This is a genomic window from Sphingomonas sp. SP6, from assembly GCF_058313435.1.
In genome coordinates this window covers 491,736-509,723 of the sequence record NZ_JBZFLG010000001.1, presented here as the reverse complement: position 1 = coordinate 509,723, position 17,988 = coordinate 491,736, and the positions used below count along the sequence as shown (strand labels likewise).

General features: G+C 69.9%; 21 protein-coding genes and 1 tRNA gene. 13 read left to right on the top strand and 9 right to left on the bottom strand.

What is annotated here, in order from left to right; translation table 11 throughout:
* The first annotated feature begins 5 nt into the window (after window positions 1–5).
* The 8 genes from AC4GYY_RS02445 (at window position 6) to AC4GYY_RS02410 (ending at window position 8,398) form a co-directional block, all read left to right on the top strand.
* The gene (locus AC4GYY_RS02445) at window positions 6–1,658 is read left to right on the top strand and encodes an alkaline phosphatase family protein (RefSeq protein WP_491118486.1); all 1,653 of its coding nucleotides are present in this window, start codon (window positions 6–8) and stop codon (window positions 1,656–1,658) included.
* A 95-nt stretch (window positions 1,659–1,753) separates the two neighbouring features.
* Window positions 1,754–2,833, top strand: a complete 1,080-nt coding sequence (locus tag AC4GYY_RS02440; protein ID WP_491118484.1) for a TIGR03032 family protein — start codon at window positions 1,754–1,756, stop codon at window positions 2,831–2,833.
* Between the two features lie 226 nt (window positions 2,834–3,059).
* Complete coding sequence (locus AC4GYY_RS02435; RefSeq protein WP_491118482.1) at window positions 3,060–3,749, top strand: hypothetical protein; 690 nt, start codon at window positions 3,060–3,062, stop codon at window positions 3,747–3,749.
* Between the two features lie 192 nt (window positions 3,750–3,941).
* On the top strand, window positions 3,942–5,081 hold the full coding sequence (locus AC4GYY_RS02430; RefSeq protein WP_491118480.1) for a TIGR03032 family protein: 1,140 nt from the start codon (window positions 3,942–3,944) through the stop codon (window positions 5,079–5,081).
* 156 nt (window positions 5,082–5,237) lie between these two features.
* Window positions 5,238–5,843: an RNA polymerase sigma factor gene (locus AC4GYY_RS02425; RefSeq protein WP_491118478.1), complete on the top strand. Its 606-nt coding sequence runs from the start codon at window positions 5,238–5,240 to the stop codon at window positions 5,841–5,843.
* 8 nt (window positions 5,844–5,851) lie between these two features.
* Window positions 5,852–6,502 carry an anti-sigma factor family protein gene (locus AC4GYY_RS02420; protein ID WP_491118476.1) on the top strand — a complete coding sequence of 217 codons (651 nt, stop codon included), beginning with the start codon at window positions 5,852–5,854 and terminating at the stop codon, window positions 6,500–6,502.
* On the top strand, window positions 6,499–7,728 hold the full coding sequence (locus tag AC4GYY_RS02415; RefSeq protein WP_491118474.1) for a S8 family peptidase: 1,230 nt from the start codon (window positions 6,499–6,501) through the stop codon (window positions 7,726–7,728). The genes AC4GYY_RS02420 and AC4GYY_RS02415 overlap by 4 nt, the downstream gene beginning before the upstream one ends.
* Window positions 7,622–8,398 (top strand): TorF family putative porin, encoded by a 777-nt coding sequence (locus AC4GYY_RS02410; RefSeq protein WP_491118472.1) that lies wholly within the window; start codon window positions 7,622–7,624, stop codon window positions 8,396–8,398. The genes AC4GYY_RS02415 and AC4GYY_RS02410 overlap by 107 nt, the downstream gene beginning before the upstream one ends.
* A 54-nt stretch (window positions 8,399–8,452) precedes the next feature.
* On the opposite strand, the gene AC4GYY_RS02405 is transcribed toward AC4GYY_RS02410, so the two are convergent.
* Window positions 8,453–8,529: transfer RNA gene (locus AC4GYY_RS02405), tRNA-Arg, on the bottom strand.
* An 86-nt stretch (window positions 8,530–8,615) separates the two neighbouring features.
* Here AC4GYY_RS02405 and AC4GYY_RS02400 point away from each other — a divergent pair.
* Complete coding sequence (locus AC4GYY_RS02400) at window positions 8,616–9,116, top strand: hypothetical protein (RefSeq protein ID WP_491118470.1); 501 nt, start codon at window positions 8,616–8,618, stop codon at window positions 9,114–9,116.
* Here AC4GYY_RS02400 and glpX read toward each other — a convergent pair.
* Window positions 9,106–10,092 (bottom strand): class II fructose-bisphosphatase, encoded by a 987-nt coding sequence (glpX, locus tag AC4GYY_RS02395; protein WP_491118468.1) that lies wholly within the window; start codon window positions 10,090–10,092, stop codon window positions 9,106–9,108. The two genes, AC4GYY_RS02400 and glpX, sit on opposite strands and share 11 nt — an antisense overlap.
* Window positions 10,093–10,176: 84 nt before the next feature.
* Here glpX and AC4GYY_RS02390 point away from each other — a divergent pair, with 84 nt between their 5' ends.
* Complete coding sequence (locus AC4GYY_RS02390) at window positions 10,177–10,710, top strand: hypothetical protein (protein WP_491118466.1); 534 nt, start codon at window positions 10,177–10,179, stop codon at window positions 10,708–10,710.
* Window positions 10,711–10,743: 33 nt separating this feature from the next.
* On the opposite strand, the gene AC4GYY_RS02385 is transcribed toward AC4GYY_RS02390, so the two are convergent.
* The gene (locus AC4GYY_RS02385; RefSeq protein WP_491118464.1) at window positions 10,744–11,472 is read right to left on the bottom strand and encodes a Crp/Fnr family transcriptional regulator; all 729 of its coding nucleotides are present in this window, start codon (window positions 11,470–11,472) and stop codon (window positions 10,744–10,746) included.
* Window positions 11,473–11,664: 192 nt separating this feature from the next.
* Between AC4GYY_RS02385 and AC4GYY_RS02380 the strand changes: the two genes are divergently transcribed.
* The gene (locus AC4GYY_RS02380) at window positions 11,665–11,904 is read left to right on the top strand and encodes a DUF6894 family protein (protein ID WP_491118462.1); all 240 of its coding nucleotides are present in this window, start codon (window positions 11,665–11,667) and stop codon (window positions 11,902–11,904) included.
* Window positions 11,905–11,941: 37 nt separating this feature from the next.
* On the opposite strand, the gene AC4GYY_RS02375 is transcribed toward AC4GYY_RS02380, so the two are convergent.
* Genes AC4GYY_RS02375 through AC4GYY_RS02365 form a run of 3 tightly spaced genes read right to left on the bottom strand, consistent with a single transcriptional unit; the run spans window position 11,942 to window position 14,199 of the window.
* A complete protein-coding gene (locus AC4GYY_RS02375; RefSeq protein WP_491118460.1) occupies window positions 11,942–12,712 on the bottom strand; it encodes a glutaminyl-peptide cyclotransferase in 771 nt (256 codons plus the stop codon).
* The gene (dapD, locus tag AC4GYY_RS02370) at window positions 12,712–13,536 is read right to left on the bottom strand and encodes a 2,3,4,5-tetrahydropyridine-2,6-dicarboxylate N-succinyltransferase (RefSeq protein ID WP_491118458.1); all 825 of its coding nucleotides are present in this window, start codon (window positions 13,534–13,536) and stop codon (window positions 12,712–12,714) included. The genes AC4GYY_RS02375 and dapD overlap by 1 nt, the downstream gene beginning before the upstream one ends.
* Window positions 13,537–14,199: a pyrimidine 5'-nucleotidase gene (locus AC4GYY_RS02365; RefSeq protein WP_491118456.1), complete on the bottom strand. Its 663-nt coding sequence runs from the start codon at window positions 14,197–14,199 to the stop codon at window positions 13,537–13,539.
* An 82-nt stretch (window positions 14,200–14,281) separates the two neighbouring features.
* Between AC4GYY_RS02365 and AC4GYY_RS02360 the strand changes: the two genes are divergently transcribed.
* The gene (locus AC4GYY_RS02360) at window positions 14,282–15,280 is read left to right on the top strand and encodes an LLM class flavin-dependent oxidoreductase (RefSeq protein WP_491118454.1); all 999 of its coding nucleotides are present in this window, start codon (window positions 14,282–14,284) and stop codon (window positions 15,278–15,280) included.
* Here AC4GYY_RS02360 and AC4GYY_RS02355 read toward each other — a convergent pair.
* Window positions 15,277–16,620 carry a sensor histidine kinase gene (locus tag AC4GYY_RS02355; RefSeq protein WP_491118452.1) on the bottom strand — a complete coding sequence of 448 codons (1,344 nt, stop codon included), beginning with the start codon at window positions 16,618–16,620 and terminating at the stop codon, window positions 15,277–15,279. The genes AC4GYY_RS02360 and AC4GYY_RS02355 overlap by 4 nt on opposite strands.
* Window positions 16,621–16,689: 69 nt before the next feature.
* On the opposite strand from AC4GYY_RS02355, the gene AC4GYY_RS02350 reads away from it, so the two are divergent.
* Window positions 16,690–16,983 (top strand): hypothetical protein, encoded by a 294-nt coding sequence (locus tag AC4GYY_RS02350; RefSeq protein ID WP_491118450.1) that lies wholly within the window; start codon window positions 16,690–16,692, stop codon window positions 16,981–16,983.
* Here AC4GYY_RS02350 and AC4GYY_RS02345 read toward each other — a convergent pair.
* Together AC4GYY_RS02345 and AC4GYY_RS02340 are read right to left on the bottom strand one after the other, a co-directional pair.
* Window positions 16,941–17,621: a response regulator transcription factor gene (locus AC4GYY_RS02345; protein WP_491118448.1), complete on the bottom strand. Its 681-nt coding sequence runs from the start codon at window positions 17,619–17,621 to the stop codon at window positions 16,941–16,943. The genes AC4GYY_RS02350 and AC4GYY_RS02345 overlap by 43 nt on opposite strands.
* Before the next feature lie 11 nt (window positions 17,622–17,632).
* Window positions 17,633–17,923 (bottom strand): PepSY domain-containing protein, encoded by a 291-nt coding sequence (locus tag AC4GYY_RS02340; RefSeq protein ID WP_491118446.1) that lies wholly within the window; start codon window positions 17,921–17,923, stop codon window positions 17,633–17,635.
* Window positions 17,924–17,988 lie beyond the last annotated feature (65 nt).

The window sequence follows — 17,988 nt, the reverse complement described above, 5'->3', positions numbered from 1 at the left end:
TCCCCATGCGCCGTGTCGCCGCCGCTCTGGCCCTGCCGCTGATGTTCGCCGCCCCGCTGTCGGCTCAGCCCGCCGCAGCGCCGCCCGCGCCCGCACCCGCACCCGCGCCGAGGGCCGCGCCCAAGCTGATCGTCGCGATCTCGGTCGACCAATTCTCCGGCGATCTGTTCGCGCAGTACCGCCAGCGCTTCTCCGGCGGGTTCGCGCGGCTGCTGCAAGGGGCGGTATTCCCGTCCGGCTACCAGAGCCATGCCGCGACCGAGACCTGCCCGGGGCATTCGACGATCCTGACCGGGATGCGCCCCGCGCACACCGGGATCATCGCCAACACCTGGGTCGACCGCAAGGCCGGACGGCCGGACACCCTGGTCTATTGCGCGGAGGACGAGCGGGTCCCCGGCTCGACGCACGACACCTATACGGCTTCGGATCTGCACCTGCGCGTGCCGACGCTCGGCGAGCGGATGAAGGCCGCAAACCCGGCGACGCGGGTCGTCTCGGTGGCGGGCAAGGACCGCGCGGCCATCATGATGGGCGGGCACCGGGTCGACCAGCTCTGGTTCTGGGACGGCAAGGCGTTCGTCAGCTACGCCGGCCGACCGACGCCGCCGACGCTGGAACGCGCGAATAGCCAGGTGGCGGCGCTGATCGCCGCGCCGCAGGGGCCGCTGCCGTTGCCCGGCTGGTGCGCGCCGCTCGCCCAACCGATCCAGGCGGGAAGCGTCACCGTCGGTGCCGGACGGTTCGAGCGCGCGGCGGGGGACGCCAAGGCGTTCCGCGCCTCGCCCGCGCTCGATTCAGCGGTGCTCGGTATCGCGTTCGGGCTGGTGCAGGAGATGACGCTCGGGCGAGGGCCGACGACGGACCTGCTCGCGGTCGGACTGTCGGCGACGGATTACATCGGCCACGCCTTCGGGACCGAAGGCGCCGAAATGTGCATCCAGATGAACGAGCTCGACCTGGCGCTCGGCGCGTTCTTCGACGCGCTCGACGGATTGGGCGTCGATTACGAGGTGGTGCTGACCGCCGACCACGGCTCGCACGACATGACCGAACGTCAGCGGCAGCGCGCGATGCCGATGGAGCAACGCGCCAGCCCGGCGCTGTCGGCGAAGGCGATCGGCGCTCAGATCGCTTCGAAGCTGGGGCTTAACGGCCCGGTGCTGATCGCGCCGGAGGGCGACGTCTATGTCGCCCCCGACGTGCCCGCCGCGAAGACGCAGGTGGTGATCGACGAGGCGGTGCGCCTGTACCGCGCGCAGCCTCAGGTCGCGGCGGTGCTGACCGCTCGGGAGATCGCGGCGACGCCGATGCCGAGCGGACCGCCCGAGACCTGGACCCTCGCCGAGCGCGCCCGCGCCTCGCACGACGACGAGCGGTCCGGCGACCTCCTGGTGATGCTCAAGCCCCGCGTGACCGCGATCCCGCAGCCCGGCCCCGGCTATGTCGCGACCCACGGCAGCCCTTGGGATTACGACCGCCGCGTGCCGATCATCTTCTGGCGAAAGGGGATGCAAGGGTTCGAGCAGCCGCTCTCGGTCGAGACGGTCGACATCGCGCCGACTCTGGCCGCGACCATCGGATTGAGGATCCCGGGGCTCGACGGACGCTGCCTCGATCTGGACTCGGGCCCGGGCGATCCGTGCGGCGCGCCGTGACGCGCCTCGTGCCTCTGTCGCCGGACGGTTGACCGCGGATCGGCGCGCCGTAAGTTCGCGCGCTCCCCTCTCCCCGGCCAAGGACATCAGAACCCGTGACGAGCCCTCCCGCGACGGGCCCCGAGACCACGATCACCGTCTCGGACGGACTGGCCTCGTGGATGCGGCGCCGCGATCTCAGCATCGCCTTCACCTCGTACCAGTTCGGCGAACTGATCCTGGTCGGGGTCGCGCCGAGCGGCGAGGTACGCTTCAGCCGCCAGCAGCTGGGGCGAACCGCGGGCCTCCACTTCAAGGGCGGGCGGCTCCACCTCGCCGGCGCCTATCAGCTGTGGCGGATCGAGAACGCGCTCAAGCCGGGCGAGATCAGCCACGGCACCTACGACGCGGTGTTCGTGCCGCGGGCGTCGTTCATCATCGGCGATGTCGACCTCCACGAGATCGGGATGACGCCCGACGGCAAGCCGCTGATGGTCAACACCAAGTACAATTGCCTCTGCACGCTCGATCCGGTCCAGAGCTTCCGCCCCACGTGGATGCCGCCGTTCGTCTCGGACCTGGTCGGCGAGGATCGCTGCCATCTGAACGGCCTGGCGATGGACAAGGGACGGCCGCGTTACGTGACGATGCTGAGCAGCGACGACACGTTCGAAGGCTGGCGCAAGCGGCCCAAGGCGGGCGTGCTGATGGAGGTGGAGAGTCAGCGGATCGTCTCCGACGAAGTGTCGATGCCGCACAGTCCCCGCGTCCAGAGGGACGGCGTTTACATGCTCGAGAGCGGACGCGGGATGATCGTCCGCGTCGATCCCAAGACGGGCAAGAGCGAAGACCTGGCCTTCTGCCCAGGGTTCCTGCGCGGCTTTACCATCGTCGACGACCACGCGCTGGTCACCATCTCCAAGCCGACCAAGGCGGACTATCGGCCGCTCGCGATCCAGGACGAGCTGGACGCGCGCGGGATTTCGGCCTGGTGCGGCGTTCTCGTGGTCAACCTGACGACGGGCGAGACGGTCGAGTGGATCCGGCTCGAGGGGACGACCAACCAGCTGTTCGACGTCGTCTCCCTTCCAGGGATCGCCTGTCCGCTAATGCTGGGCCCCGAAGACCTCCGGACGGCCATCAATTTCGACCGAAGCGCATTGCCGGTGAAGCGCAAACGCAGTGCGCCCGCGTGATCGTCCACCCTTGCGATTGAACGATTGTTGCATCGCAGCGTACGGTCAAGCGCCTCGAACATGAGCCGAATTGCGTCGGAAGGTTCGAATATTCCGGTTGATCGTCGGCGATCGCAGCCTAAGCTGGCGTCAGCGAATCGGCGGCCCGCGACGTATCATCCGGGAGTTCACGTCGAGAGCCTGTACAGCGTCAAAAGTTCAGGGACCTTAACAAGGGAAGACTTGCATGAGCTGGAACTCGCACCACGCCGACGTCGACTATGATTCGATCGTCGCCGCCAAGTCCAAGACGATCAACTTCGATAACGTCGATACGACCCCGTACGGCTTCGCCGTCCTGGAGAACGGCTATTCGAAGCTGAACTGGGAGAACCTGTACGTTCTCAACATCCCGAACTCGGGCATCGAATATTACGGCAACAGCGGCTACATCACCGGCAACACCTCGGGTGACCAGGTGATGTACAACCCGTATTCGGCCACCGAGGCTTCGATCTCGCTGACCACGGGTACGTTCACGTTTGACAGCGTGCAGATGACCTCGGGGTGGAACCTCAAGGAGACCGTCAAGATCGTCGCCTATGATGAGGGCGGTAATGTGATCGACTCGACGAAGGTCAAGCTGACCGACAAGGGTCCGCTCGACGTCGAGCTGCACTGGACGGGCGTCAACAAGGTGACGTTCTTCTTCAACGACAACGGCAAGCCGGATCCCGATCTGCTCGGCAGCGGCAACAACGTCGTGTTCGACGACCTCGTCGTGTCGAAGGTCAAGGGCACGTCCGGCGGCGCCGAGCTCGACGGCCACAAGGTCGTCTCGGACGGTGCGTTCGGCATGAACAGCCATCACGAGTCGATCGGCGCCGTTCACCACGTGGCTGACGCCGCTCACCCGGTGAACCTGCACCTCGTCTGAGCTCCTCGCTTAGGTGAACAGTTTGGGGTGGTCCGCCTGGCGGGCCACCCCATTCTTTTGCAGGCGAGTCGAGCGGGCGACGCCTCGTCCCATCGACGCGCCGGCCGCTGCAGCGGATGTTGTCGGCTTGCGCCTCTCGCCGCAGTCGTCCCGAGGTGTTGCCATCTTGCGAACCGATCCTACGAGAGCCTCATGAGCGGCGCCGTCACCCCCATCGATCTCCTCATGCCCGACGTCGAGGCCGAGAAGGCTGCGGATTCGCCCAAGGACTCCACCGTCCGCGACTCGCGCGGCCTGGGCGAGTGGCTGACCCGCCACGGGCTGACGATCGCGGTCTCCTGCTACCAGTCGTCGCAGCTGTTCCTTGTCGGCGCCACGCCGTCGGGAAAGGTCTCCTTCAGCTTCCAGGCGTTCGGCAAGGCCATGGGCCTCGCTCGGAAGGGCAACAGCCTGTATCTCGCCGCGGCGTTCCAGCTTTGGCGGATGGAGAATATCCTGCGGCCCGGCGAGATCAGCAGCGGGACCTTCGACGCGGTGTTCCTGCCGCGGGTCGGCTTCACCATCGGCGATCTCGACATGCACGAGATCGGGGTCACCTTCGACAACAAGCCGCTGATCGTCAACACGCGCTACAACTGCCTGTGCACGCTCGATCCGGTCCACGCCTTTCGCGCGGTGTGGAAGCCGTTCTTCATCTCCGAGATCGCGCAGGGCGATCGCTGTCACCTGAACGGGCTGGCGATGGACAAGGGCCGCGCGCGCTACGTCACCGCGCTCGGCCAAGCCGACGAGCAGGCAGGATGGAAGGCCGCGCCCGATCGCGGGCTGCTGATGGAGGTCGAGCGCAACCGCATCCTCCGCGACGATCTCTACATGCCGCATAGTCCCCGAGTCGAGGCAGGGCAGCTGTACCTCCTCGAAAGCGGGCGCGGCTTCCTGGTGCGGCTCGATCTCAAGACCGGCGAGAAGACCGACCTCTGCTTCCTCCCCGGCTTCGCGCGCGGACTGAGCTTCCACGGCGGCTTCGCCATCGTCACGCTATCGCGCCCGCGCGAGAGCGACATCGACCGCGTCCCGCTTCACGACGAGCTGGTCCGACGCGGTCTCGAGCCGTGGTGCGGGGTGGCGATCATCGATCTGGCGGCGGGCGAGATCGTCGAGTGGATCAAGTTCGAGGGCAAGATCAACCAGCTGTTCGACGTCCTGCCGATCACCGGCATCCGCTGCGCGATGCTGCTGGGGCCGCTGTCGGGGGAGATGGCGAACGCGATCAGCTTCGACTCCTCGGCGGTGCCGAAGACGTCAGCGGCCAAGGGCTCCGCGCGTCGATAATCGAAGGGGACGGGCACACGCGGGCCGGCCGTCGTCGTCCGCTGCCGGGATGCCGCCGCGGTCGCGACCCCCGCGCTCCGACGACCGGCCCGATCCCGTCCGGGGTGACCCGTCATCGGCGGACGCCGTTGAACCGTTTCGGCGGATCGCGCACTCATGGATGATGAGGGATGGGGTGTGACGCCGATGCCGTCGCCGGCGACGGGGCCGCAGTCGGGATCGGACGAGGCGGTGCTCATCGCCCGTCTGCGCGCGGGCGACCGGCAGGCGTTCGAGCAGGTGTACAGGACGTATCATGCGCGGCTGACGCGGTTCTTGATGAACATGCTGCGGCGGCCGCATCTGGTGGAGGAGGTCCTCGACGATACGATGATGGTGGTGTGGCGGCGGATCGACGGCTTCGAGGGGAAGAGCCGGTTGTCGACCTGGATCTTCGGCATCGGCTACCGTCAGGCGCTCGCCGCGCTGCGCAAGCTCGACGAGCCGATCGAGGATGATCGCTCGGACGCGCTCGGAAGCCTCGATCCGACTCCCGAACAGCACAGCGGCGCGGTGCGATCCCGGAAGGCGCTGGCCGCGGCGATCGAAAGCCTGTCGGCCCCGCATCGCGCGGTGGTCAACCTCACCTACTTTCAGCAGTTCGGCTACCGGGAGATCGCCGAGATCATGGATTGCCCGGTCGATACCATCAAGACGCGGATGTTTCACGCGCGTCGGCACCTCAAGCGGAGCCTGGGCGGCGAGCTCGCCGACTGGGTCTAGGCAGGACGATGAACGAGACACGCCTTTCCTTCGATGACCGGCACGCCGCGGCGCAGCAGGTGCTGCCATGGTTCGCGACCGGCCGCCTCGATCCCGCCGAGCATGGCGCGGTCGCCGCGCACCTCGACGAATGCGCGGCGTGCCGCGCCGATCTCGCGACCGAGCGGACGCTGGCCGCCATGGTGGCGGAGCAGCGGGACGGGGTGGTGCCGCCATGGGAGCGGTTCGCCGCCCGGCTCGATCCGAAGCTGGCCGCCCCCGTCGCTCGCCGTCGAACCCGCGACGCCCTCGCCGGACTGCGCGGTGCGGCGTCACGACCGAACACGCTGCGTTGGGTGATCGCGGCACAGTTCGCCGCCGTCCTGGCGCTCGGTGCGTCGCTCGCGACCGAGCCGCGCACCGCCCCCTACCGCGTACTCGGCGATGCGCCGGCAGGCCGCGCCGGCAACGTCCTGGCCATGTTCCGGCCGCAGACCACCGAGGCGCACTTCCGCGCGGCGCTTCAGGCGAGCGGCGCGCGGCTCGTGGATGGACCGACGGCGGCGAATGCGTATGTTCTGGAGGTGCCGGGCGGCGAAGGCGGCGCCGCGCTGGCGCGGCTGCGCCGTGATCCGGAGGTGACGATGGCGGAACCGATCGACCAGGCCGCCGGCGAATGACGATCCGGTCGATCCTGGCGGCCGGCGCGATGATGCTGGGGACCGCGGCCCCGGTCGCCGCGCAAATGCCGGCGGCGGCGGCGGTCGCCAAGGCTCCTTCGGACGACCGGCGCGTGCTGGTGATGCTTCGGCTCGCCCCCGATCATTATCGCCCGAGCGCCGATTACGGTGGTGGCCGGTACGGCGACCCGACCGCCGCCGCCGCGCGCCGCCGGCTCGCGGCCCGGATCGCCAGGGACCAGGGGCTGACGCTGGTCGAGAATTGGCCGATGCCGCTGCTTGGGGTCGACTGCGTGATCATGATCGTCCCCGACGGCCGGTCCGTCGCCGACACCGCCGACGCGCTGTCGCACGTCTCCGGGGTCTCCTGGTCGCAGCCGCTCCACGAATACGAGACGCAGGCCGCCCCGCCATCGCTCGACGATCGGCTCTTCAGGGCACAGCCGGCGGCGCAGCAATGGGGCCTGGCCCAGCTGCACCGGATGGCGACCGGCAGGGGCGAGACGGTGGCGGTGATCGACAGCGGCGTCGACGCCACGCATCCCGACCTGCGCGGACAGGTGCTGCTGACCCGCGACTTCGTCGGCGCGGGGACGCCCCCGGCGGAGACGCACGGTACCGGGGTCGCCGGGATCATCGGCGCGCGTGCGAACAACGGCATGGGCATCGCCGGCGTCGCACCCGGCGCGCGGCTGATGGGTCTGCGCGCGTGCCGTCAGCGTCCGGGTGCGGGCGGAACCGTGTGCGACACGCTCAGCCTGGCGCGGGCCATGGTCTTCGCGATCGAGCAGCGCGCCGATGTCCTCAACATGAGCCTGACCGGCCCGCCCGACCCGCTGCTGACGCGACTGATCCAGACCGGGCTCGCGCGCCGGACCGCGATCGTCGCGGCGGTCGACCCGAAGACCGGCGCAGGGTTTCCGGCGTCGGTCCCGGGGGTGATCGCGGTCTCGCAGGACGGGGTGACAGGATCGCGCGCCGGCGTGTACAACGCGCCGGGTCGGGACGTTCCGACGACCGAGCCGGGGGGGCGATGGTCTCTGGTCAGCGGCAATTCCTACGCCGCAGCACACGTCAGCGGGCTCATCGCGCTGATCCGCGAAGTCGCCCCCAGGGGCGATGCCCGTACCCTGGTCTCGGCGCATAGAGGTGGTGGCGAAATCGACGCTTGCGCCTCGATCCGGCGCGCCGCGGCGAAGCCGCTGGCGCCGTGCGCGCGTCGTTGAGGCGGCGCTGCTCGCGGCGGGGACCATCGCGAATCCGGCACGGGCGGAGCCTGGCTTCGATCTGAGCGTCGCCAGCGACGACCGGTTCCGCGGTCAGTCGATCAGCGGGGCGCGTCCGATCGCGACCGCCCAGTTGAGCTACGACGACGTGCGCGGACCCTATGCGGGCATCTCGGGCACCGTGGTCGCGACGGGGCGCGACGGCGTTCAGCCCCTGCGCTCGGTCCAGTACCTCGGTTACGCCTACCGCCTGACATCGGCAGCGACGCTCGACATCGGCGTCACTCGCCGCGTCTATACGCGCTATTTCACCGGGGAGTACGGCCGCCGACTGGTCGAGGGATATATCGGGGTGGTCGGGGGGCGGGTTTCGGGGCATGTGTACGTGTCTCCCGACTATGACGGGTTCGGCGGAGACTCGGTTTATGGCGAAATCGACGCGCTGCTGATCCAGCGGGACGACTGGTCGCTCTCGGCCCATGTCGGCGGGCTCGTCCCGCCGCGCGAGCCCGGCCACACCTCGGCGACGCAGGCGTTCGACTGGCGGCTCGGCGCGACCCGGACGATCGGACGTCTCGGGATCAGCCTGAGCTGGAGCGGCAGCGGCCCCGATCATGCCAGTCGCGCCTGGCGAAGCGGCGCGGTGCTCAGCGCGACGCGCAGCTTCTGAGCGCCCACCGCGCGGCAGGACCGCGTTCGCGTCCGAGACTGCAATGCGGGAAATTGGCGCGCCCGGAACGATTCGAACGTCCGACCCTCAGATTCGTAGTCTGATGCTCTATCCAGCTGAGCTACGGGCGCGCATTGGAGGGGGCCGTCTAGAGGGGCGCGGACGAGGACGCAAGAGCGTTGCGCCGGGTTTTTGCGCGCTCTAGACGCCGGCTGCGATGACCCGTCGCTTCCCTCCGCCGATCGCCGCGCTCCTGCTCGCCGGCTGCGTCGCCGCGGAGCGTGGCCCCATCCCGTCGCTCGCGCCGCGCGCGGCCGAGACCCACGGGTTCGAGGAACCCTCGGGGCCGGCGCCGGTCGCCGCGCGCGCCGATCCCGCGCTGGACGCCGCGATCGCCGACCTGACCGCGAAGGCCGCGGCGCAGGAGCGGGCGTCCGCGACAGCGCGCGCGGCGGCCGAGGCGAAGGTCGCCGCCGCCAGCGGCGCGGCGCCGGGCAGCGACGCCTGGCTCGACGCGCAGGTCGCGCTCGGCGGGCTCGACGTCGGGCGCGCCGCTGCGGGAGAGACGGTCACCGCGCTCGAACAGCTCGCCGCCGACCGCGGGGTCGCGGGCGAGCCGCCCTATCCCGCGCTGGACGCCGCACTCGCCGCCGCGCGGGCAAACCTCGCCGCCCTCGGCGAGGCGATCGCGACGCTGAACGGCCGGCTTAGGCGGTAGCGGGGGCCCAGGCGTCGAGGTGATGCTCGCCGCGCACCCAGCGCACCGTGCCCGAGGAGGCGCGCATCACCACGCTTTCGGTGGTCATCCGCCCGCCCCGCCGCTTGACCCCCGCCAGGAGCGAGCCGTCGGTCACCCCGGTCGCGGCGAAGATGCAGTCGCCCGAGGCGAGCTCGGACAAATCATATTGCTTGTCGAGATCGGTCACGCCCCACTTGCGCGCCCGCGCCCGCTCGTCGTCGTTGCGGAACAGCAGCCGGCCCTTCAACTGACCGCCGACGCAACGCAGCGCCGCCGCGGCCAGCACGCCTTCCGGCGCGCCGCCGGTGCCCATGTAGACGTCGATCGTCGTGTCCGGGTTGGTGGTCGCGATCACCCCGGCGACGTCGCCGTCGCCGATCAGCATGACGCCGCAGCCGATCGCACGAAGTTCGGCGATCAGCTTCTCGTGTCGCGGGCGATCGAGGACGCAGGCGATGATCTCGTCCGGCGCGACGCCCTTGGCGGCGGCGATCGCGTGGACGTTCTCGGTCGGCGAGCGATCGAGGTCGATCACGCCCTCGGGCAGACCGGGGCCGACCGCGATCTTGTCCATATAGACGTCGGGCGCGTTGAGCAGCCCGCCGTGCTCGGCGATCGCCAGCACCGCCAGGCTGTTCTGCCCCGCCTTGGCGCAGATCGTCGTCCCCTCGAGCGGATCGAGCGCGATGTCGATGGCGGGACCCTGCCCGGTGCCGACCTTCTCGCCGATGTAGAGCATCGGCGCCTCGTCGCGCTCGCCCTCGCCGATCACCACCGTGCCGTCCATGTAGAGCTCGTTGAGGGCGGCGCGCATCGCCTCGACCGCGGCGGCGTCGGCGGCCTTCTCGTCGCCGCGGCCCGCCAGCTTGGAGGCGGCGACCGCCGCCGCCTCGGTCACGCGGACCATCTCGAGCACGAGGACGCGGTCCAGGACCGAGCTGGCGGTGATCGTCATCGAAGGAATCCCCTGCATCTTTTCGCCCGCGCGATAGGCGGGGGGCGGTGGCGTGTCGAGAGCGGCGACGCTAACCCCTCGCCCATGGCCAAGCTCAAGGTCTTCCGCACCGCCGCCGGCTTCCACGACGCCTATGTCGCCGCGCCCAGCCGCAAGGCCGCGCTCGCCGCGTGGGGCGCGGACAAGGACCTGTTCGCGCGCGGCGCCGCCGAGGAGGTGACCGATCCGGCGCTGACCGCGAAGCCGCTCGCCACACCCGGCGAGGTCGTGAGGGTCTCGCGCGGCGATCGTGAGGCGCAGCTGGCGGCGCTGCCGCCGGATGCGCCGCGCGCACGTGCCGCGCCGGAGGCGAAAACCGCGAGCACCCGAGGTCGCAAGGCGACCTTGCCCAAGCCGAGCCGACGCGATCTCGACGCCGCCGAGCGTGCGCTCGCCGATGCCGAAGCGCGCCAGGAGACCGATCGCGCCGCGCTGGCGCGCGAGGAGGCCGCGCTGGCGCGGCGCCGGGAGACGCTCAAGCGCGAGCAAGCGGCGGAGATCGCCCGGTTGGAGCGCACGCGCCGCGAGGCGGAAACGGCCTATCGTGCGGCGCTCGACGGCTGGCGGAACGCAGGCTGACCCCGCCCGGTCGCGGGCCGCGTCGGTGGGACGTCAGGGCATGCGCGCGGCCTTGCCGACCCAGGGTTCCAGATAGGACCGTTCGAACTCGGCCACCCGCTGGAGCGCCGCCACGTCGAGAATCCGCAACTCTTTGTCGTGCAACTCGATGAGGCCCTCGCCGCGCAGCTTCTGCACCATGCGGTTGACGTGGACCGCGGTGAGGCCGAGCGCGTCGCCGATCTCCTCCTGGGTCAGCGGAATGCTGCACGCGCCGCCGGCGGCAAGGCCGACGGCCGATGCCCTGGCGTGCAGCTCGCACAGGAGGCGCCCGATGCTCTGCCGTGCGTCGGCGGCATAGACCAGCCATTTGCGGAGGACCGCCTCCTCGATCAGCTTCGCGCGCCACACCGCATCGAAGATCGGCTTCGACCCGCGCATGACGTCGGCCATCGGTTCACGCTCGATCGCGCCCACCGCGCAATCCGTGAGCGCGATGATCGCATGGTCCATCGCCGCGTCGCAGACGGCATGGATGCCGCAGTCGTCGCCCGGAAGCAGGAAGCCGGTGATCCGCCGCGCGCCACTGCGCCGAACCTCGTAGCGCGCGGCCCAGCCGGACAGGAGGACGTAGAGGAAGGTCGGGCGGATCCCCGCTGGCAACACGTCCGCGCGCCGGGCGACCGTGAACTGCTTCATGTCGAGCCGCCGGACGGCGTCGACATCCGCATCGGTCAAAGGTGCGAGCGAGGTGAGTCTGGTGACGAAAGCCGAACGATCCATCCGTCTGTTCAAAAGGTCGTTTGCCGCTCTGTCTTTAACCTAGCTTAGGTCCGCGCCGTTGTCCCAGCCCTTGCGTCGGACAGGGTAATACGGTCGACCGGTGCCGGCCCGGCTGATCTGGGATAACGCCAAATCTCATTTTGTTTTGTAGCTTTAAGCTCCGCGACATGTCGCGTTCCATACGGATAAGTCATGGGGCACTACTATTTCCGGCTTTGCGACCGCCTTGGTTGGCTCGAGGATCCCGATGGCGTCGAGCTTCCCGACGTGCCGGCGGTGCGCCGCGCTGCCGTGGACGCCGCGCGGTCGCTGATCGCCGACGACGTCCGGGGCGGCCTGCTGGACCTGAACGGCCGGATCGAGGTGCGCGACGGCGCCGGGCTTGCGGTGCTGACCGTCCGCTTCGAGGATGCAATCGAACGTCGGACCTGACCTCGGCGGAATCGAGCCCCGCCGGCCGGGGATCGGGCTACCGTGCCGGCCAGGCGATGCGGAAGACCGTGGGCCACAGCTTGCCGGTGACGTAAAGCCGTCGTGCCGCCTTGTCCCACGCGATGCCGTTGGGCACCGCCTCGGGGTCGGTCGCCGCGACCTCGCGAGCGAGCGCCGACAGGTCGATCAGACCCTTCACCGCGCCCGTCGCCGGATCGATCCGCACGATCGCATTGGCATGCCAGACGTTGGCCAGGATCTCGCCGTCGACGAGTTCGATCTCGTTGAGGTCGGCGAGCGGCTCGCCGCGCAGCGTGACGTCGATGGTTCGGGTAACCGCCAGCGTCGTCGGATCGAGGACCCGCAGCCGTGGCGTCCCGTCCGACATCACCAGCAGCGCGCCGTCGCTCGCGAGCGCCCAGCCCTCGCCCGCGTAGCGGAAGCTGCCGAGCCGCTTGAGGTCCGCCCCGCGCCAGCGGAAGCCGACGCCGTCCTGCCAGGTGAGGCTGACGATCTGATCGCCGACCTTGGCGATCCCCTCGCCGAAATAGGGCGCAGGGACCGCGACTTGGCGGAGCACCTTGCCCGTTGCCCGATCGACGCGGCGGATGAACGATCGCCCGACGAGGCCGGTGCTCTCGTAGAACACGCCGTCGGCGGCGAAGAAGCCCTCGGTGAACGCGGCCGGATCATGTGGCAGCCGTTCGAGCACCTGCGCGGCGACGACCGGGAGCGGCGAGTCGGCGGCCGAAGCGGCCGAGACCAGCGCCAGCGCGAGCGCGAGCAGGCGCCGGAGGGTGTTGCGCATCAGTCCCGCAGCAGTTCGTTGATGCTGGTCTTGGACCGGGTCTGCGCATCGACGCGCTTGACGATCACCGCGCAGTAGAGCGCCGGCTTGCCGTCGCCGCCGCCGGTCGAGCCCGGCACCACGACCGCATAGGGCGGCACCTCGCCGCGGAACACCGCTCCGGTCTCGCGATCGATGATCTTGGTCGATGCGCCGAGATAGACCCCCATCGACAGCACCGCGCCCGCGCCGACGCGGACGCCCTCCGCGACCTCGCTGCGCGCGCCGATGAAGGCGCCGTCGCCGATGATCACCGGATCGGCCTGGAGCGGCTCGAGCACGCCGCCGATCCCCGCGCCGCCCGAAAGATGGACGTTGCGGCCGATCTGCGCGCAGCTGCCGACGGTCGCCCAGGTATCGATCATCGTTCCCTCCCCGACATAGGCACCGATGTTGACGAAGCTCGGCATCAGGATCGCGCCCTTGCCGACGAACGCGCCGCGGCGGACGACCGAGCCGGGCACCGCCCGGAAGGCCGCGGCGCGGAACTCCGCGTCGCTCCAGCCGGAGAACTTCGACGGCACCTTGTCGAACCACGCGCCGTCGCCGGGGCCGTTCGACATCAGCACGTTGTCGTTCAGGCGGAAGCTGAGCAGCACCGCCTTCTTCAGCCATTGGTTGACCCGCCAGCCGCCCTCGCCGTCCGGCTCGGCCACGCGCGCCTCGCCGCAGTCGAGCAGCGCGAGCGCGCGGTTCACCGCCTGGCGGATCTCGCCCTCGGTCAGGAAGGTCACCTTGTCGCGCGCCTCCCAGGCGGCGTCGATCACCGGTTCGAGATCGGTCACTCAGGTCTCCAGAACGTCGTGCAGCCAGCGGGTGATGTCGTCCGTACGGTGATCGACGAACGCGCGGTCGGCGTCGTGATCCTGTTCGCTGCCGTTGTCGACCCAGACGGTCGCCATCCCGATCGCCTTGGCTGGGCGCAGGTTGCGCGCCATGTCGTCGGCGAACAGCGCGGTGGTCGGGTCGATCGCGAGGGCGGCGCACAGCCCCGAATAGGCGCTGGGGTCGGGCTTCGGGATCAGGTCCATCGCATGGACGTCGTGGATCGCCTCGAACGACGCGCCCAGCCCCAGCCGGTCGAGAACCTTGAGCGCATAGGGCTTGTCGCCGTTGGTGAAGACCAGCTTGCGCCCCGGCAGCCGCGCGATCGCGGCGGCGAGCGGGGCGTTCTCCTCCAGCACGTCCATCTCGATGTCGTGGACGTAGGCGAGGAAGGCGGCGGGATCGACCCGGTGCTCGCGCATCAGCCCGGCCAGCGTGGTGCCGTGGGCGAGGAAATAGTCCTTCTGCACCCGGCGTGCCGCGACCGCATCGAGCCCGAGCAGCTCGCCGACGAACGCGGTCATCCGCGCGTCGATGCGCGCGAACAGGTCCGCGCTCGCGGGATACAGCGTGTTGTCGAGATCGAAGATCCACGTGTCGATATGCGCGAGCGCGGGAAGCATGGCCGCCGCCCTATAGCCCAACTGCGCCGCGCCCAAGCGCGATTGTCTGGCGCTCACCCGCTGCACTCCCCAGATCGGGTGTATGACCACGCTCTCCTTTCTCGATCTCGTCCCCGTCGTCGAAGGCGGCACCGTCGCCCAGGCGCTCGCCAACGCCGCCGATCTCGCCGCCCATGCCGAGGCGCACGGCTATCACCGCTACTGGGTCGCCGAGCATCACGGCATGGCGGGGATCGCCTCCGCCGCGACGGCGGTGGTGATCGCGCATGTCGGCGCGGCGACGTCGACGATCCGCGTCGGCTCGGGCGGCGTCATGCTGCCGAACCACGCGCCCTTGCAGATCGCCGAGCAGTTCGGGACGCTCGACGCCTTGTTCCCCGGCCGCATCGACCTGGGGCTCGGCCGCGCGCCGGGGAGCGACCAGCGCGTCGCCCATGCGATCCGCCGCACGCTCGACACCGATTCCAACGCCTTTCCCAACGACGTGGTCGAGCTTCAGAGCTATTTCGCCGACGACGGCCGCACCGGCATCACCGCGACCCCGGGCGCGGGCGCGAAGCCGCAGCTGTGGATCCTGGGCTCCAGCCTGTTCGGCGCGCAACTCGCGGCGATTCTGGGCCTTCCCTACGCCTTCGCATCGCACTTCGCCCCCGATCTGCTCGACCAGGCGATGGACATCTACCGCCGCGACTTCCGCCCCTCCGCAACGCTGGAGAGGCCCTATGCGATGGCGGGGTTCAACGTCTTCGCCGCCGAGACCACGGCGGAGGCCGAGTTGCTCGCCAGCAGCCAGGCGCAGTCGTTCGTCGCGCTTCGGACCGGCAACCCCCGCCAGCTGCCGCCGCCGGTCGAGGGCTATCGCGAGAATTTGCCCCCCGCCTACCGGGCGGTGCTCGACAGCGTGCTGCAATGCTCGGCGATCGGCGATCGTGCCACGGTCGCGCGCGGGATCGCCGACTTCGTGCGGCGCACCGGGGTCGACGAGGTGATGGTGTCGACCAGCACCTTCAGCCACGAGGCGAGGAAGCGCAGCCTCGCGATCACCGCCGATGCGGTGCGCGAGGTGGCGCAGGCGGCCTAGCCCGCCGCGGGCAGCCGCAGGCGCACCAGCAGCCCGCCCAGATCTTCGCTCTCCTCCAGCGCGACGGTGCCGCCGTAGATCTCCGCCACGTCGCGGACGATCGCGAGGCCGAGCCCGGTTCCGGGCTTGCCGGTGTCCAGCCGCACGCCCCGGTCGAAGATCCGCACGCGGTCCTCCTCGGGGATGCCGGCGCCGTCGTCCTCGACGACGATCTCGACGAAGCCCGCCTGCGCGTCGGTGGTGACGAACACGCTGCCGCCACCATATTTCGCGGCGTTCTCGACCAGGTTGCCGACCATCTCGTCGAGGTCCTGGCGCTCGATGTGGGCGACCACGTCGCGTCGCCCGTCCATGTCGATCCGCACGTGCGGATAGAGCCGCCGCACCGCGCGCTCGACCGATTCGACGCTCGTCCACACCTCCGCCCGGCTGTGCGCCGACCCGCGCCGGCCCACCGCGCGGGCTCGCGCGAGGTGGTGATCGACCTGCCGGCGCATCGTCCGCGCCTCGCGCACCACGGTCGCCGACAGGTCGTCGGCGTTCGCGGTGGCTGCGTTCATGATCACGGTCAGCGGCGTCTTGAGCGCATGGGCGAGATTGCCCGCGTGCCGCCGCGCCTCCTCCGCCTGCACTTCGTTGTGCGCCATCAGTGCGTTCAACTCCTCGACCATCGGCGCGACCTCGCGCGGCAGGCGTTCGTCGACGCGGCTCGACTGGCCGGCGCGCATCTTCGCGATCTCGCCCCGCACGCGGCGCAGCGGCCAAAGCCCGTAGAAGGTCTGCAGCCCAGCCAGCACCAGCAGCCCGAGCGCGAGCAGCGCGAAGCTGCGGACCAGCGTCCGCCGGAGCGCGGCGACCTGCGCGTCGAGCCCCTCGCGGGTCTGCGCGACCTGGAAGCGCCAGCGCGTCCGCGATCCGGGCAGCGTCACATCGCGCTCGACGATCCGCAGCTTCTCGTCGGGGAACTGGGCGCTGTCGTAGGCGTGCAGATCGCGATCGTCGTGGGTTCCGCCATAGGCGAGTTGGCGATCCCACAGCGAGCGCGAGGGAAACGGATCGTGCCCCTTGGCCGATACCTGCCAGTAGAGCCCGGAATTGGGCTCCAGGAAGCGCTGGTCGGCAGGCTCGCGGTTGAACATCACCTCGCCGTCGGGACCGATCTCGCTGGTCAGGATCAGCGCGTTGAGGACATATTCCAGCTGATCGTCGAAGTTGCGCGTCACCGCCGTGCCCAGCACCCGGTCCAGCGCCCAGCCGCCGCCCGCGAGCAGCACCCCGATCCAGACCGCGGCGATGAACAGCATCCGCCGCCAGAGCGAGCCGCGCGCGCGCGCGGTCATTCGACGCGACCACGGAACGGGAGGACGGCAGCGCCGTTCTGCGCCCGAACGAAGCGACGGAGATCAGACGTGGCGCACAACATTCCCGCGACGATCCTCGGCATGATGGCGGGCGCAGGCGTCAGCATCGCGAGCGGAGCCCTCCTCGGCTCCTATGTGGTGACCGGGATCGCTCCCGCCTATGCCGCGTCGGCCCCGCCGCGCATCCGGCCGGAACGGGTCGCCGTCGATGAGGACACCTGGCCCGCCCCCGATTACATGGCGGCGGTGTCCCGGCCCGGCGACGCCGTTGCCGGCACCGGCGATCAAGGCGCGCCCGATCAGGATTGGGGCGTCCGCGCCTCGGGGTCCTCCAGGCTGTAGCCGAGCCCCCGGATCGTCGTGATGACGTCCTGACCCAGCTTCTTGCGGATGCGGGTGACGAACACCTCGATCGTATTCGAATCGCGATCGAAATCCTGATCGTAGATATGCTCGATCAGTTCGGTGCGGCTGACGACCTTCCCCTTGTGGTGGAGCAGGTAGCTCAGCAATTTGTATTCCTGCGCGGTCAGCTTCACCGGCTCGCCCGCGCGCGTGACCTTGCCGCTGCGCGTGTCGAGGCGGACGTCGCCCGCCGTGAGCTCCGACGAGGCGTTGCCCGACGCGCGGCGGATCAGCGCGCGCAGACGGGCGATCAGCTCCTCGGTCTGGAACGGCTTGGCCACGTAGTCGTCGGCGCCGGCGTCGAGCCCCGCGACCTTGTCCGACCAACTGTCGCGCGCGGTCAGCACCAGCACGGGCGTTGCCTTCCCCTCCTTGCGCCAGCGGTCGAGCACGGTCAGCCCGTCGATCTCGGGCAGGCCGAGATCCAGCACGATGGCGTCGTAATTCTCGGTGGAGCCGAGGAAATGCCCCTCCTCACCATCGGTGGCGAGGTCGATCGCATAGCCTGCCCCTTCCAGCGTGGATTTGAGCTGCTGGCCCAGGTTGGGCTCGTCCTCGACGATCAATACGCGCATGAAAGCTCCCGTCAGCGGGTCCGTCCGAGCACCGCGCCGGTGCGGGCGTCGACGTCGATCCAGATCACATTCCCATCGCGCAGGAACTTGAGCGTGTAAACCGCAGCCCCGTCGAAGTCGAAGCCGAGATACTGTGCCCCCGGCATGGTCGGGATCACCCGCCGCTCGATCTGGCGGATGGGCAGCACCCGCCCTTCGCGCCGCGCCTCCCGCAGGACGCCCGCATCGTCGCGCCGTTGCGCCACCGCCGCGCCGATCGGCGCGGCGAGCAGGAGAGCAAGCAGGAGGCGAACGATGGACATTGCGCCGAGCCTCTAGGAGAACCGCATTGAATACCCAATGAATGCATTCGCCTGGCGGAGGGAAG